The sequence below is a fragment of the Halococcus salsus genome (assembly GCF_009900715.1).
In the GTDB taxonomy this organism is placed as follows: Archaea; Halobacteriota; Halobacteria; order Halobacteriales; family Halococcaceae; genus Halococcus; species Halococcus salsus.
This window is the reverse complement of the sequence record NZ_JAAAJC010000001.1, coordinates 700,533-714,626: the sequence shown is the minus strand read 5'-3', so window position 1 is coordinate 714,626 and position 14,094 is coordinate 700,533. Positions and strand designations below refer to the sequence as shown.

The following is a 14,094-nucleotide window of genomic DNA, read 5'->3' as shown; positions in this document are numbered from 1 at the left end:
GGCGGCAACCATCACGAACGTAACCGATCCCCGTCGGTCGTCGACGACCCACCGGTCCCGCTCGGGTTCAAAACCGGTAAGACGATGCCGCGCCTACAGGAGCGACATGAGTTCGGCGGCGGGGTCGGTCGAGTGGGTGCACCTCACGGGCGACGAGCGCGTGCTCTGGGCCGGCACCCCGAGCACCTATCCCGCCCTCCCCGCGGTCGCGGTCGGCTTCGTGCTCTGTATCGCCGGGGTCTGGCTCTCGCGGCTCGGGTCGCTCCCCGGCCCGTCGTGGCTCCCGCTCGTTTCGGTTCCGATCGGGCTCTGCATCGGCTCCTGGGCATACCTCACCCGCTGGAGTACGCGGTACGTCTTCACCACCAAAGCGGTCTACGAGAAGACGGGTCTGTTCTCGCGGACGGTCACGCAGGTCCGGTTCGACCGGGTGCAGAACACCACCTTCGACCAGTCGACGGTCGAACGGCTGCTGTCCTACGGCGACATCGCGGTCTACACCGCGGGCACCGGCGGGGTCAACCTCGCGCTCCGGGACGTCCCCGACCCGAAACGCGTCAACGCCCTCGTGACCACCTGCCTCAGCAACGTCGCCGGGTCCACGACCGACCCACCGGCCGCCGACGAGCAACTGTCGGTGTAGCGTCCTCGTCGAATCTAGCGGTCGTCCACGGTGAGCGCGTCGAGCCGTCGGCCCTCCGTCCCGGCGAGCGCCGTGACGTCGGGGGTTCCCGTGACGGGGTGACGCGTCACCGCGACGCGAGTGTCGAACGCGCGCTCGACGTTCGATTCCGTCAGCACGGCTTCGGGGCTCCCGCTGGCGAGCACCGTCCCGCCCGCAAGCAACACCAGCCGGTCACAGAACCGGGCGGCGAGCGAGAGGTCGTGGATCGCACACAGCGCCGCCCGACCCTCGGCGACGAACGCCCGAAGGAGCGAGAGCAGGCGCACCTGATGGTTGATGTCGAGGCTCGCGGTGGGTTCGTCGAGCAACAGTCCGTCCGGATTCTGGCACAGCGCCCGCGCGAACACCACCCGCTGGCGCTCGCCGCCGCTGACCTCGTCGATCCGGCGGTCGGCGAAGCGTGCGACGTCGGTGCGTTCCATCGCGCGCCGGGTGTGGTCGCGGTCCTCGTCCGTGACGCGCTCGAACCGCGACCGGTAGGGCGTTCGACCCATCGCCACGACCTCGCGAACCGGAAACGAAAAGGAGAGGTCGGTCTGCTGGGGCACCGTCGCCACCCGGCGGGCGAGCGCGCGCGCCGACAGTTCGGTGACGTCGTCGCCGCCGACCGCGACGGTGCCGGTCGTGGGGGTGACAAGCCCGTTGACCGCGCCCAGCAGCGTGGTCTTGCCCGCACCGTTCGGGCCGACGAGGCCGACGGCCTCGCCGGGTTCGACGGAGAGGTCGACCCCCGAGAGCGCGTCCACCGCCCCGTAGGACACCCCCAGGTCGCGGACCTCGATCACAGCGCGCGCACCTCCCGACGACGCAGCAAGTAGAGGAAGAAGGGCGCGCCGACCGCCGCCGTCACGATCCCGACCGGGAGTTCGGCGGGCCCCGAGCGCGCGAGCGTGTCGGCGGCGACGAGGAAGACGCTACCCGCGAGCGCGCTGGTCGGGAGCAGGATCCGATGATCCGGTCCCACGAGGAGGCGCATCACGTGGGGGACGATCAGCCCAACGAAGCCGATCACGCCCGAGACGGCGACCGCGGCGGCGGTGAGCACGCTCGACAGCGCGAGGAGGATACGTTTGCTGCGCTCGACCTCGATCCCGAGCGAGTGAGCTTCGTTCTCCCCGAGGAGGAGGACGTTGAGGTCGCGGGCGTAGGCGAGGAGACCGAGAAAGACGACGAGGGCGAGCGGGAGCGTCGTCGTTACATCGCCCCACGAGGCGTTGTGGAGGTGGCCCATCAGCCAGTAGGTCACGCGTTCGAGGCTCTCGCCCGAGTTGATGAGGAGGTAGGAGATGACGGCCCCCAGAAAGGTCTGGACCGCGACGCCCGCGAGCAGGAGGGTGGCGACCGGCGTTCTCCCACCTTCGGTGGCGATGAGGTAGACCCCGAAGGCCGCGATCAGCGCGCCCGCGAACGCCGCGCCCTGGAGGCCGAGCCCGAACGGGATCACGAACGGAACCACGATCCACGCCACCGCGCCCGTCGCCGCCCCGGTCGAGACCCCGATGATCGAGGGGTCGGCCATCGGGTTGCGGAAGAAGCCCTGCATCACGGTGCCGGCGGCTCCGAGCGCGAAGCCGACGATCGCGGCGAGCGCGATCCGCGGGAGCCGGATCCGCAGGACGATCGTCGCGGCGGTGTCGGGGACCGAAAACGAGAGCCGGGGGAGGGCGTCGAGAAGTATCATCGCGACGACTGGATACTCGATCCCCACCGGACCGAGCGCCGCGCTCGCGATGACGACGGCGACGAGCGCGACCACGAGTCCGACCGACCACGCGACCGCACGGCTCCCGACACGAGCCGGACGGATGGCGGTCGGCTCGTCGCGCGTCGTGGACGTCTCTGCCACGAGACCAACTCGGATTGGGTTAGATAAATATTTATTGAGTACCGCCGCACGTTCCGAGGACATGAGACGCACGATGGTGGGGGCGCTGCTCGTCCTCGCAGTGACGATGGCCGGCATCGCGCCGGTCGCGGCGGTATCGACGGGACCGAACGCCGCGCTCGGCCCCGCACCGGCACAGACGGCGACCGAGACCTGCTCGTTCCCGGTCTCGGCGACCGACGCGACGGGAACCAACGTCACGATAGACGGCGAACCCGAGAGCGTGGTGGCGATCGGCGCGAGCACCGCCCAGATAATGTGGTCGATCGGCGCGAGCGAGAAGGTCGTCGGGATGCCACAAGGCCCGACGACGTCGTATCTCAACGGGTCGCAGAACCGAACTGATGTCTATCAGGCCGACGGCTACACCGTCGCCACCGAGCGGGTCGTTGGCACCGACGCGGACCTCGTGATCGCGGCGAACATCATCCCGAACGAGACGGTCGAGACCCTCCGCGGTGCTGGGCTGACGGTCTACAAATCCACCGAGGCGACCTCGATCGAGGACGTCTACGACGACGTGAACACGACGGGTCGGCTCGTCGGCTCGTGCTCGGAGGCCGCCGAAACGGTTAACGAAACCCAGGAGACGGTGACCGCGGTCGAGGAAGCTGTCGAGGACGAGGAGAGCCCGCGCGTGCTCTACCCGCAGTCCGGCGGGTTCGCGGTCGGCAACAACACCTTCATCAACGACGTGGTCGAGACCGCGGGCGGTACCAACATCGCGGCGAACGCCGGCATCGAGGGGTACCAGCAGATCAGCAACGAGACGATCGCCGAGCGCAACCCGCAGTGGATCGTCACGTCGACGCCGTCGACGATTCCCTCGGGTGAACCCTACGCCAGCACGGCCGCCGTGCAGCGGAATCAGACGGTTACTGTGAACGCGAACTACATCAGCCAGCCGGGCCCGCGGCTCGTGGCCCCGCTGGTGACGGTCGCGAGCACGCTCCACCCCGAGGCGATGCAGCAGGCGAACCTCACGACCGTCAAGAACACCACGACGGGCACGTCGATGACGTCCAATGAGACGGCAAGCACGGCGGCCACGAGCGGCGGGACGGCTGCGGCGACCGACGACACCGCCGTCAGTGCGGCCACGTCGAGCGAAACGACATCGGATGAAGCGACGACCGGCGCGGAGTCCGGCGGTGCGACCGCGGCCGGAACCAGCGGGTCCGAAAACGCGACCGCTGGCGGCGAGACGACGTCGAGCAACGGACCCGGATTTGGGGTCGTCGGGGCGGCCATCGCGCTGCTCAGTGCGGCGCTGCTCGGACGACGGCGGCCATAGCGCCGACCGTTCCTCGGCGACAGCTAACGTCGAACGGAGACGGAGATACGACGACTTCGTTCTCGAAAACACGCTTCGTCCGCGAAAAATCGACCTCGTCTTCGACGACCTACAGCAGGTCTTCGACGTTCTCGGCGACTTCCTCGGGGGTGTCGCCAACGGGAACGCCGGCGTCGTTGAGCGCGTCGATCTTGCTCTCCGCAGTACCAGTTCCGGAGCCGGAGACGATGGCACCCGCGTGGCCCATCCGCTTGCCCGGCGGGGCGGTCCGCCCGGCGATGAAGCCCGCGACGGGGGTGCTCATCTCGCTGTCGATGTACGCGGCGGCCTGCTCCTCGTCCTCACCACCGATCTCGCCGCACATCACGATCGCGTCGGTGTCCGGGTCCTCCTCGAAGAGTTCGAGCGCGTCCGTGAAGCCCGTCCCGATGATCGGGTCGCCACCGATACCGATCGCGGTCGACTGGCCCAATCCTCTATCGGTGAGGCTGTCGACGACCTGGTAGGTCAGGGTGCCCGAGCGCGAGATGAAGCCGACGTTGCCCGACGAGAAGATATCGCCCGGCAGGATGCCGAGTTTGGCCTCGCCAGGAGTGATGATACCGGGACAGTTCGGCCCGATGAGGTGGGTGTCGACCTCCGAGAGGCGCTTGTTGACCTTCGCCATGTCCTGGGTCGGGATGCCCTCGGTGATCGCCACGGCGAGGTCGAGGTCCGAGTCGAGGGACTCGAAGACCGCGTCGGCGGCGAACGCCGGCGGCACGAAGATGACGGAGGCGTCGGCGTTCTCGGCCTCGACGGCCTCGTCGACGGTGTCGTAGACGGGGACACCCTCGACCTCCTCACCGCCGCGTCCGGGCACCGCACCCGCGACGACGTTGGTGCCGTAGTCCTGCATCTGGCCGGTGTGGAACTTGCCCTCGCCGCCCGTGATGCCCTGCACGACGACGCGCGTGTCGTCGTCGACGAGCACGCTCATCGCGACCCCTCCGTGACGGAGGCGCTGTCAGCGTTCTCGACGGCACGTTGCACGGCTCCTTCGAGGGTCTCTTCGACCTGGACGAGGTCTGCGTTCAGGATCTCCATACCTTCCTCCGAGTTGGTTCCGGCGAGCCGCACCACGACGGGTTTCGGGATCTCGTCGAACTGTTCGAGCGCGTTGTTGATCCCCTTCGCGACTTCGTCGCCGCGGGTAATGCCGCCGAAGATGTTGAAGACGACGCTCTCGACGTTGTCGTCGGAGAAGACCATGTCGAGCGCGTTGGCGATCCGCTCGGCCTTCGCGCCGCCACCCACGTCGAGGAAGTTGGCGGGTTCGCCACCGTAGTAATCCACGAGGTCGAGGGTGGTCATCACGAGGCCCGCGCCGTTGCCGATGATGCCCACGTTCCCGTCGAGGCGGACGTAGTCGAAGCCGTACTCGCCGGCCTTGGCTTCGAGGTCGTTCTCGTAGGCGGACTCCTCGATCTCGGCGAGGTCGGGCTGGCGGAAGAGCGCGTCGTCGTCGATGTTCATGACGGCGTCGGCCGCCACGACCTCGTCGTCGCTGGTGATCATCAGCGGGTTGACCTCGACGTCCGACCCGTCACGGTCGTCCCAGAGCTGATAGAGCGTGGTGAGGACGCTCGCGACGTCGGTCGCGACCTCCTGGTCGACACCGGCGTCGAAGACCGCACGGCGCGCCTGGTAGGGATGCATCCCGAAGGCGGGGTCGACGTGCTCGCGCGCGATGGCCTCGGGAGTTTCCTCCGCGACGGTCTCGATCTCGACACCACCCTCGGAGGAGACCATCGCGACGGGCTTGCCCTCGCCACGGTCCATCGTCACGCCCACGTAGAGCTCGTTGACGAAGTCGACGGCGGCCTCGACCAGCACGCGGTCGACGGTGTAGCCCTTGAGGTCCATCCCGAGGATCGACTCCGCGGCCTCGCGGGCCTCCTCGTCGTTCTCGACGAGCTCGATCCCGCCGGCCTTCCCGCGGCCGCCGACGTGGACCTGTGCTTTCACCGCGACCGGGTAGCCGACCGATCCGGCCGCCTCGACGACCTCGTCGGTGGTTTCGGCGAGTTCGGAGTCCGGGATCGGCATCCCGGCCTCGGCGAACACCTCCTTTGCCTGATACTCGTGCAGTCGCATCGCTAGGACGACCGGGCGCGGCCCGCATAAAACCGCCACTTTCGCTGTCGTCGGCGCGCCGACGTTCCCGGCGGGAGCGTCACCGCACGTCGGGCGAGTCGGCGATCACGCCGTCGATCCCCTTTCGTTCGAGAAGGCTGGCGACGAACGCGGTGTCGATCGTCCAGACGTTGACCTTCATGTCGGCCTCGTGGGCGCGGTCGACGGCGTCCGTCAGGACCAGGTGACCCCAGTGGGGATGGAGGTAGGCGCAATCGAGGTCGAGCGCCTCCTCGAAGTCGCGGTCGGGGTTCAACCCGAGGAGGTAGCCGAGTTCCACGGTGGGGTCGTCGACGGTGAGCTGGTCGAGCGCCGCCGCGTCGAACGACGAGACGATGACCTCGTTTTCGACCGTCGAGGCGGCGGCCACCGCGTCGTCGGCGATCCCGCGTTCCTTGAGTTCGAGCACGATCCCGGTGTCGGCGGGGATCGCCGCGGCGGCCTCGTCGAGCGTCGGCACGCCCGTACCCGTCTCGAACACGTCGAGGGCCGAGAGGTCGGCGCTGGAGAGCTCGTCGACACGGCCCACACCCTCGGAGATCCGGTCGACGACTTCGTCGTGGACCACCACGAGCTCGCCCGAGCCACACCGTCGAACGTCGAGTTCGATCATGTCGGCGTCGGGAACCGCTCGCTCTATCGCGACGAGCGTGTTCTCGGGGTAGCTGCTGGCGAACGCACGGTGGGCGATCAACCGCATCGACACCGGTAGCCCCCCGCCCCGGAAAGCGCTGACGGACCCGCCCCGACGCCGATGGCTTTTCCCCGTCCGCCATCCATTGGGAGCCATGCGCGCAGTCCGCTTTCACGACCACGGTGGTCCCGACGTGCTCCGGGTCGACGAGGTCGACCGACCCGAGCCGGCGAACGAGGAGGTCCTGGTCGAGGTCCACGCGGCGGGCGTGAACCCCGTCGACACCTACTTCCGGGAGGGGTCGTACGAGCCGTTCACCCTCCCGATGACGCCCGGGATCGACTTCGCGGGCGAGGTGGTCGCCGTCGGGGAAGGTGTCGAGGAGTTCGAGGACGGCGACCGGGTCTACGGCACCGGGGTCGGCCGGAGTCACCAGGGAAGCTACGCGGAGTACGCGACGGTACCGGTCGAGTATCTCGTGGGGCTCCCCGACGGGGTGGACGCGACCGAGGCGGGCGCGGCGGGGGTCGTCGCGGCCACCGCGTGGCGCGCGCTGGTCGACCACGCGGGCCTCGAACCCGGCGAGACCTGTCTGATCCACGGCGGCAGCGGCGGGGTGGGCCACGTCGCTATCCAGGTCGCCGCCGCGGCGGGTGCGCACGTCGTCACGACCGCCAGCCCCGACTACCACGACCGACTGGCCGACCTCGGGGCGGACGTCGTGCTGGACTACTCGCGCGAAGACCTCGCGGATGCGGTGCGCGGGGCCGCGACCGACCGCGCCGGCGCGACCGAGGGAGTAGACGTAATTCTCGACCACCGGCTCGACGACTACCTCCAGTTCGACGCGGAGGTCGCGGCGACCGGCGCGCGAGTGGTCGGGATCGGCGAGAACGATCCACAGGTGGGGTTCGAGCACGACGGCGTCGCCCGGAGCAAGGACGTCTCCTACCAGTTCATGTCGATGTTCAACACGCCGGACCTCCGGGTCGCGCTTCGGCGGCTGGCCTACCTCATGGACGGGGGCGAGCTGACGGTCGACGTGGCGCGGGAGTACGACCTCGACGAGGCGGACGAGGCCCAGCGCGCGGTGCTCGAGGACAGCTTCTTCGGCAAGCTCGTGTTGGTTCCCTGATTCGACGGGGCGAACACGCGCACTGACGAGGCCGAACCACGCGATCGTTTCACGAACGCTTTTGTTCACGGGTTTGGAACCCGGCATCCATGGCAACACGTGAGACCTGGACGACCCGGGCGGGGTTCATCCTCGCGGCGGTTGGGAGCGCGGTCGGACTGGGCAACATCTGGCGGTTTCCGTTCCAAACCTCGGCGAACGGGGGGGCGGCGTTCCTCGTCGTCTACCTCTTCGCGGTACTGTTGATCGGGATCCCGGTACTGCTCGGCGAGTTCGTGATCGGCCGGCGCGCGAACACCAGCGCGATCGGCGCGTTCAAGAAACTCAACCACCCCGCGTGGTGGGTGGTCGGCGCGCTCGGTATCCTCGCCTCCTTCTGGACGCTCTCGTACTACAGCGTGATCGGTGGCTGGGTGATCCGATACATCGGCGGTTCGATCACCGGGGCCGCGCTCGCCGCGCCCGAAGGCTACTTCGGGGCGATCTCCGTGGGGTCGTCGTCGGTCATCACCCACGTGGTCTTCATGGCGATCACGGTCGGGGTCGTCGCGCTCGGGATCGAGGACGGCATCGAGCTCGCGACCAAGGTGATGGTGCCGGCGATCGTGGTCCTACTGGTGGGCCTCGCTATCTTCGCGGCGACCCTCCCCGGCGCGGGCGAGGGCTACGCCTTCTTCCTGGAGCCCGACCTGAACGCCATCGTCTCGAACGCCGGGACGGTGCTGCCGGCGGCGTTCGGCCAGGCGTTCTTCTCGCTCTCGGTCGGGTTCAGCGTGATGATAACCTACGCCTCCTACCTCGGCGAGGACGACAGCCTCCTCGCCGACGGCCTCACCATCGGTATCGCGAACACCGCCATCGGCGTGATCGCGGGACTCGTGGTGTTGCCGCTGTTGTTCGCCCAGGGCGTCTCGGCCAGCACGAGCGGGCCCGGCGCGGTGTTCGTCTCGATCCCGACCGCGATGGCGAACCTCCCCGGCGGGGGCATCGTCGGCCGGGTCGTCGGCATCGTCTTCTTCGGCGTGGTGTTGATCGCGGCGCTCTCGTCGTCGATCAGTCTGCTCGAAGCCGCCGTGGCGTTCCTCGTCGACAACTACGGATTCCTGCGCGGGCGAACGGCGGCGACGCTCGGCGGTGTGGCCTTCGTTCTCGGGATCCCCTCGGCGTGGGACACCGCGTGGCTGAGCTGGTTCGACGGCGTCGGCGTCTCGCTGTTGCTCCCGGTCACCGTGCTCGGCGTCGTGGTCTTCGTCGGTTGGGTGCTCGGCAAGGACGCCGTCGCGGAGTTCCGAACGGGTTCGAGCGCCGATTCGCTCGCGACGGTGTGGCTCTGGGGTCTCAGAACGGTGATCCTCGCCGTCGTCGTCGTCGTGCTCCTCCTCAACTTCCGGGACCTCTTCCTCACGCCGGAGGCGGGCGACTACTTCATCATCCCCGGGCCGCTTCGGTAGGCGGTCCGGCCTACTCGTTCCCGTCGGGCGCGTCGGTATCGCTCGTCGCCCGCGGGTCGTCGGCGTCGAGCGCCGTCGTGGCGTAGTACGCCGCGTTCTCGGGGACGTAGACGGTGAGACCGACGTCGCGGCGTTCGTCCGAGTCGAGCCCCACTTCGTGGCTCTCGACCTTCCGAACCGGAGCGCCGTCGTTGTCGTGAAAGGCGAGCGAGACGACCGCCGCACGTGCGTCGCCCCCGTTGACGAGCGTGCCGACCAGGTCCACGGTTTCGCCCGCGTGGTCCACGACGCCAGCGCGATCCCCCGACCCGTCGCGGAGTTCGGCTCCCGACAACGAGAGGGTGGTCGAGGCGTCGTGGAGCGCGTCCCGGTAGGTTCGGAGGCGGTTCTGGACGCCCTCCGCCCGGCGGTCGGCTTCGCCGTCGAGCGATTCCCGGAGCCCGAGCACGAGCCCGTCGATGTCGTCGACCACCGACTGGTCGTCCGCGCGGCCACGGTCGTCGAGTTCGTCGAGCCGCGCCCGGATCGCCTCGAGGTCGTCGCCGACGTCGGCGTCGGCGCTGGTTTCGATCTCGTCGAGCGCGTCTCGGACGTCGAGTATCGGGGGGAGGTCGTCGCTCATGGGGCCCCGTTCGACCCCGACCTATTACTACCTGTGGCCGACGGCAGCCTCGTCCGGGGTATCGCAATCCCTTTTCCACCCCGAATCGATGATGGAGTATGGCTAGGTCCGACGGGGTGTGGCGATGAGCGACGATTCGGACGACAGGAGCCCCATCGAGGAGCTCCGGGAGCGAAAACGGGCGGCGGCACTGGGTGGCGGCGAGGAGCGTATCGAGGCCCAGCACGACCGGGGGAAGAAGACCGCTCGCGAGCGGATCGAGTACTTCCTCGACGACGATACCTTCCACGAGTTCGACCAGCTCCGCACGCATCGCTCGACCAACTTCGACATGGACGAGCACAAGCTGCCGGGCGACGGGGTGGTCACGGGCTACGGCGACGTCGACGGTCGGACGGTCTTCGTCTTCGCCCACGACTTCACGGTGTTCGGTGGTTCTCTGGGAGAGGTGTTCGCCGAGAAGGTCTGTAAGGTGATGGACGAGGCGATGGAGGTCGGTGCGCCGATCATCGGGCTCAACGACTCGGCGGGCGCACGGATCCAAGAGGGGATCGACTCGCTGGCGGGCTACGCGGAGGTCTTCCACCGAAACCAGCAGGCCTCCGGTGTCGTGCCGCAGATCTCCGCGATCATGGGCCCGTGTGCGGGCGGGGCGGTCTACTCGCCCGCCATCACGGACTTCATCTTCATGGTCGAGGACACCAGCCACATGTTCATCACCGGCCCGGAGGTCATCGAGACCGTCACCGGTGAGGAGGTCTCCTTCGAGGAACTCGGTGGTGCCTCGGCCCACACCGAGGACAGCGGTGTCGCGCACTTCTCGGAGACCGACGAGGAGCAGGCGCTCGACGACATCCGGCGACTCCTCTCCTACCTCCCGCAGAACAACGTCGAGGACCCTCCGAGAGTCGATCCGTGGGACGACCCCGAACGGGCCGACGACGACCTCTCGGATCTCGTCCCCGACGCGCCGCGCAAACCCTACGACATGACCGCGGTGGTCGACCGGATCGTGGACGAGGGCTCGCTGTTCGAGGTCGCGGACTCCTACGCCCGCAATCTCGTGACGGCGTTCGCACGGCTCGACGGCCGCGCAGTGGGCGTCGTGGCGAACCAGCCTCGCGTCAACGCGGGCACCCTCGACATCGACGCCTCGCTCAAGGGTTCGCGGTTCGTCCGCTTCTGTGACGCGTTCAACATTCCTATCCTAACCTTCGTCGACGTGCCGGGGTTCATGCCCGGCACCGAGCAGGAAAAGGGCGGGATCATCAAACACGGCGCGAAGCTCCTCTACGCCTACTCCGAAGCCACGGTTCCCCTCCTCACCACGATCACGAGGAAAGCCTACGGCGGGGCCTACGACGTGATGGCCTCGAAACACATCGAGGCCGACGTCAACTACGCGTGGCCGGGGGCCGAGATCGCCGTGATGGGGCCCCAGGGCGCGGTGAACATCCTCTACGACGACGAGTTGGAGGAGGCCGACGACGTCGAGGCCCGCCGCGACGAACTCATCGACGAGTACCGCGATACCTTCGCGAACCCCTACATCGCCGCCGAGCGTGGCTTCGTCGACGACGTCATCGAACCCAAGGCGACCCGTTCGATCCTGATCGAGGACCTCGAAATGCTGTCGAGCAAGCGCACGTCGGGCCCCGACCGGAAACACGGCAACATCCCACTCTGATGGAGAGGGACTCACTGGCCGAGGCCCTCGCGCGAGCGATCCCCGACGACGCCAGCAGTGAGGAAGCCGCCGCCATCGCGGCCGCGCTCGGGACCCACCTCGGCGACCAGGAGCGCGCGGCGGCCGCCAGGAGCGAGGCGAAGGAGACCTGGGACGGCAAGCGGTGGGCGTTCGCGGGGCGGGTCGCGGCGCTCCAGGGTCGGCAGGTTCGCGTGCCGAAGTCCGCACCGCTCGACGGCTGGGCGGCTGCCGGACGGTCGGACCGATTCTGAGGCGGTCGTCGTCCGAACATCGTCGGAATTAACCCGTTTCGACAGCCGATCCGAAACAAGCGATCCGGTGTGGGAGGGCGGTCGGTGGCCCGCAACCGTATCGAACTCCGTTCAGCCATGTTATCCAAACGACGAAGGTCGGATGAGGGATCGTCGCGACGACAGTTCCTGCGGACCACCATCGCGGCCGCCGGGGTCGCGGGAGCGGCGAGCCTCGGTAGGGTGAGCGCCCAGTCGCAGGAGACGATCCGGTTGGGCGGTGAGATCGACGGCTGGCAGGGACGCGCGCCCGACTCGATCGCGGGCGAGACCAACCCGACTCTCTCGCTCGATCCCGGGGTCGAGTACCGGCTGGTCTGGGAGAACCTCGATGGGCAGGGACACAACGTCGCGCTGCTCGACGCCGACGGGAACGTGCTGCAACGGACCGACATCGTGAGCGAGGAGGGTGCAACACAGACGGTCGAGTTCACCGCGAGCGAGGAGATGGCTGAATACGTCTGTGAACCACACATCACCTCGATGCGCGGGACGATCGAGGTCGGGGGCGGGTCGAGCACGCAGGCCTCCGCCACCGACTCGGAGGACGAGGAGGCGACCGCCGCCTCGGTGGTCTCCGAGGGGCCCACTGTTCGGATCGAGACCATCGTCGACGGCGGGCCGACAGCCCCGTTGGATTTCGAGGTGCCCACGAACCGCGACGGCCGCTACTACATCACCGACCGGCTCGGCCAGGTCTACGTCTACGACGGTGGCGGTCTGCGCGACGAGCCGTTCGTCGACGTCGGCGACCGGCTCGCGGAGATCAGCGGCGAGATGGGGCTGCTCGGGATGGCGCTCCACCCGAACTACGGGGAGAACCGGAAGTTCTACCTGCGCTACAGCGCGCCGCGCCGCGAGGGCACGCCCGAGGAGTTCGACCACACGGAGGTCCTCTCCGAGTTCACCGCCAACGACGACGGCCTCACCGCGGACGCCGACTCCGAGCGGACGGTCATGGAGATCCCCTCGCCGTACGACACCCACAACTCGGGGGCGATCGCGTTCGGCCCGGACGACGGCTACCTCTACGTGGGGATGGGCGACGGCGGCGGCGGGTTCGACGTCGGCCTCGGCCACGTCGCGGACTGGTACGAGCGCTTTGACGGTGGCGAGGGACCGGACGTCTCCGGCAACGGCCAGGACGTGACCGAAAACCTCCTCGGGAGCATTCTCCGGATCGACGTCGACACGCAGGAGGGTGAGCAAGCCTACGGCATCCCCGAGGACAACCCGCTGGTAGGGCAGGAAGGCCTCAACGAACACTTCGCGTGGGGTTTCCGCAACCCGTGGCGGATGGGCTTCTCGAACGGCGAGCTCTACGCCGCCGACGTCGGCCAGTCGCTCTACGAGGAGGTCAACCACGTCCAGAAGGGCAACAACTACGGCTGGAACGTTCGCGAGGGGACCGGTTGTTTCGAACCCGGACCGGAGGAGAGCCGGGACCCGCCGGACTCCTGTCCCACTCACACCCCGGACTCGGTTCGCGGCGGCGAACCGCTCGTCGACCCCGTGATCGAGTACCCCCACTCCGTGAACGACGACAGCATCGGGGTCGCGGCGGTCGGCGGCTACCTCTACACGAACGACGCGATCCCGGCGATCCAGGGCGCGTTCGTCCTCGGCGACTACCGGCTTCCCGGGGCCGACAGCGGTCCGACCGGCCGGTTGATGGCCGCGACGCCGACCGAGGAGGGACAGTGGCCGCTCCGGGAACTCCGGATCGAGAACACCGATTCGCACCGTCTCCCCGGTAGCATCCTCACGCTCGGCCGGGACAACGCGAACCGGCTCTACGTCCTCACCACCGCTGAACCCGCCGAGGGCGAGACGGGTGCCGTACACCGGATCGTTCCCCCGGAGTCGGCGAATCAAGCGAGCGCGAACGCGTCCGCAGCCAACACGACCGTCGGCGGCACGAACGGGAGCGCTTCGACGGCCGTCGAAGCGACCGGGACGAACGCCGGCGCAACGACGACGAGTGCCGGGACGACCCGGGCCGCCACGTCGACCGGCGCGACGAGCGCGGCGACCGAAACCGGCACGGCGAGCGGGTCCGGGTCGGCCGCCGACGCGAACGCCTCCGGGGCCGAGACCGGTGGCGAGACCACCAGTACGAACGGTCCCGGATTCGGTGTGGTCGCCGGGGTGGCCGGTCTCGCGGCGGTCGCCGCGCGCCGCCTCCTCGGCGACGACTGAGTGGTCCTGGTCCCAC

General features: G+C 68.6%; 13 protein-coding genes. 7 read left to right on the top strand and 6 right to left on the bottom strand.

What is annotated here, in order from left to right; genetic code table 11:
- The first annotated feature begins 106 nt into the window (after positions 1-106).
- On the top strand, positions 107-643 hold the full coding sequence (locus tag GT355_RS03775) for a PH domain-containing protein (RefSeq protein ID WP_160133396.1): 537 nt from the start codon (positions 107-109) through the stop codon (positions 641-643).
- Positions 644-657: 14 nt separating this feature from the next.
- On the opposite strand, the gene GT355_RS03770 is transcribed toward GT355_RS03775, so the two are convergent.
- On the bottom strand, positions 658-1,470 hold the full coding sequence (locus GT355_RS03770; RefSeq protein WP_160133395.1) for a heme ABC transporter ATP-binding protein: 813 nt from the start codon (positions 1,468-1,470) through the stop codon (positions 658-660).
- Positions 1,467-2,531 carry a vitamin B12 ABC transporter permease BtuC gene (btuC, locus tag GT355_RS03765; RefSeq protein WP_160133394.1) on the bottom strand — a complete coding sequence of 355 codons (1,065 nt, stop codon included), beginning with the start codon at positions 2,529-2,531 and terminating at the stop codon, positions 1,467-1,469. The genes GT355_RS03770 and btuC overlap by 4 nt, the downstream gene beginning before the upstream one ends.
- A gap of 61 nt (positions 2,532-2,592) precedes the next feature.
- On the opposite strand from btuC, the gene GT355_RS03760 reads away from it, so the two are divergent.
- Positions 2,593-3,864, top strand: a complete 1,272-nt coding sequence (locus GT355_RS03760) for a PGF-CTERM-anchored ABC transporter substrate-binding protein (protein WP_240145701.1) — start codon at positions 2,593-2,595, stop codon at positions 3,862-3,864.
- 109 nt (positions 3,865-3,973) lie between these two features.
- On the opposite strand, the gene sucD is transcribed toward GT355_RS03760, so the two are convergent.
- From sucD to GT355_RS03745, 3 genes are all read right to left on the bottom strand, one after another.
- Positions 3,974-4,843: a succinate--CoA ligase subunit alpha gene (gene sucD / locus GT355_RS03755; RefSeq protein WP_160133393.1), complete on the bottom strand. Its 870-nt coding sequence runs from the start codon at positions 4,841-4,843 to the stop codon at positions 3,974-3,976.
- The gene (gene sucC / locus GT355_RS03750; protein WP_160133392.1) at positions 4,840-6,000 is read right to left on the bottom strand and encodes an ADP-forming succinate--CoA ligase subunit beta; all 1,161 of its coding nucleotides are present in this window, start codon (positions 5,998-6,000) and stop codon (positions 4,840-4,842) included. The genes sucD and sucC overlap by 4 nt, the downstream gene beginning before the upstream one ends.
- Before the next feature lie 79 nt (positions 6,001-6,079).
- Positions 6,080-6,739, bottom strand: a complete 660-nt coding sequence (locus GT355_RS03745; protein ID WP_160133391.1) for a glycerophosphodiester phosphodiesterase — start codon at positions 6,737-6,739, stop codon at positions 6,080-6,082.
- An 88-nt stretch (positions 6,740-6,827) separates the two neighbouring features.
- Here GT355_RS03745 and GT355_RS03740 point away from each other — a divergent pair, with 88 nt between their 5' ends.
- Positions 6,828-7,808 carry an NADPH:quinone reductase gene (locus GT355_RS03740; RefSeq protein ID WP_160133390.1) on the top strand — a complete coding sequence of 327 codons (981 nt, stop codon included), beginning with the start codon at positions 6,828-6,830 and terminating at the stop codon, positions 7,806-7,808.
- Positions 7,809-7,897: 89 nt separating this feature from the next.
- A complete protein-coding gene (locus tag GT355_RS03735; protein WP_160133389.1) occupies positions 7,898-9,259 on the top strand; it encodes a sodium-dependent transporter in 1,362 nt (453 codons plus the stop codon).
- A 10-nt stretch (positions 9,260-9,269) separates the two neighbouring features.
- Here GT355_RS03735 and GT355_RS03730 read toward each other — a convergent pair whose 3' ends face one another.
- A complete protein-coding gene (locus GT355_RS03730; protein WP_160133388.1) occupies positions 9,270-9,881 on the bottom strand; it encodes a DUF7553 family protein in 612 nt (203 codons plus the stop codon).
- Positions 9,882-10,005: 124 nt separating this feature from the next.
- Between GT355_RS03730 and GT355_RS03725 the strand changes: the two genes are divergently transcribed.
- The 3 genes from GT355_RS03725 to GT355_RS03715 all read left to right on the top strand — a co-directional run bounded on the left by GT355_RS03725 (position 10,006) and on the right by GT355_RS03715 (position 14,078).
- Positions 10,006-11,568 (top strand): acyl-CoA carboxylase subunit beta, encoded by a 1,563-nt coding sequence (locus tag GT355_RS03725; RefSeq protein WP_160133387.1) that lies wholly within the window; start codon positions 10,006-10,008, stop codon positions 11,566-11,568.
- Positions 11,568-11,840, top strand: a complete 273-nt coding sequence (locus tag GT355_RS03720; RefSeq protein ID WP_160133386.1) for a DUF8022 family protein — start codon at positions 11,568-11,570, stop codon at positions 11,838-11,840. The genes GT355_RS03725 and GT355_RS03720 overlap by 1 nt, the downstream gene beginning before the upstream one ends.
- Before the next feature lie 117 nt (positions 11,841-11,957).
- Positions 11,958-14,078 carry a PQQ-dependent sugar dehydrogenase gene (locus tag GT355_RS03715; protein ID WP_160133385.1) on the top strand — a complete coding sequence of 707 codons (2,121 nt, stop codon included), beginning with the start codon at positions 11,958-11,960 and terminating at the stop codon, positions 14,076-14,078.
- Positions 14,079-14,094 lie beyond the last annotated feature (16 nt).

Coding starts and splice junctions, on each gene's coding strand:
- GT355_RS03730 (WP_160133388.1), bottom strand. CDS start 9,881: ATGAGCGACGACCTCCCCCCGATACTCGACGTCCGAGACGCGCTCGAC.
- GT355_RS03725 (WP_160133387.1), top strand. CDS start 10,006: ATGAGCGACGATTCGGACGACAGGAGCCCCATCGAGGAGCTCCGGGAG.
- GT355_RS03745 (WP_160133391.1), bottom strand. CDS start 6,739: ATGCGGTTGATCGCCCACCGTGCGTTCGCCAGCAGCTACCCCGAGAAC.
- GT355_RS03775 (WP_160133396.1), top strand. CDS start 107: ATGAGTTCGGCGGCGGGGTCGGTCGAGTGGGTGCACCTCACGGGCGAC.
- sucD (WP_160133393.1), bottom strand. CDS start 4,843: ATGAGCGTGCTCGTCGACGACGACACGCGCGTCGTCGTGCAGGGCATC.
- GT355_RS03735 (WP_160133389.1), top strand. CDS start 7,898: ATGGCAACACGTGAGACCTGGACGACCCGGGCGGGGTTCATCCTCGCG.
- GT355_RS03720 (WP_160133386.1), top strand. CDS start 11,568: ATGGAGAGGGACTCACTGGCCGAGGCCCTCGCGCGAGCGATCCCCGAC.
- sucC (WP_160133392.1), bottom strand. CDS start 6,000: ATGCGACTGCACGAGTATCAGGCAAAGGAGGTGTTCGCCGAGGCCGGG.
- GT355_RS03715 (WP_160133385.1), top strand. CDS start 11,958: ATGTTATCCAAACGACGAAGGTCGGATGAGGGATCGTCGCGACGACAG.
- GT355_RS03740 (WP_160133390.1), top strand. CDS start 6,828: ATGCGCGCAGTCCGCTTTCACGACCACGGTGGTCCCGACGTGCTCCGG.
- GT355_RS03760 (WP_240145701.1), top strand. CDS start 2,593: ATGAGACGCACGATGGTGGGGGCGCTGCTCGTCCTCGCAGTGACGATG.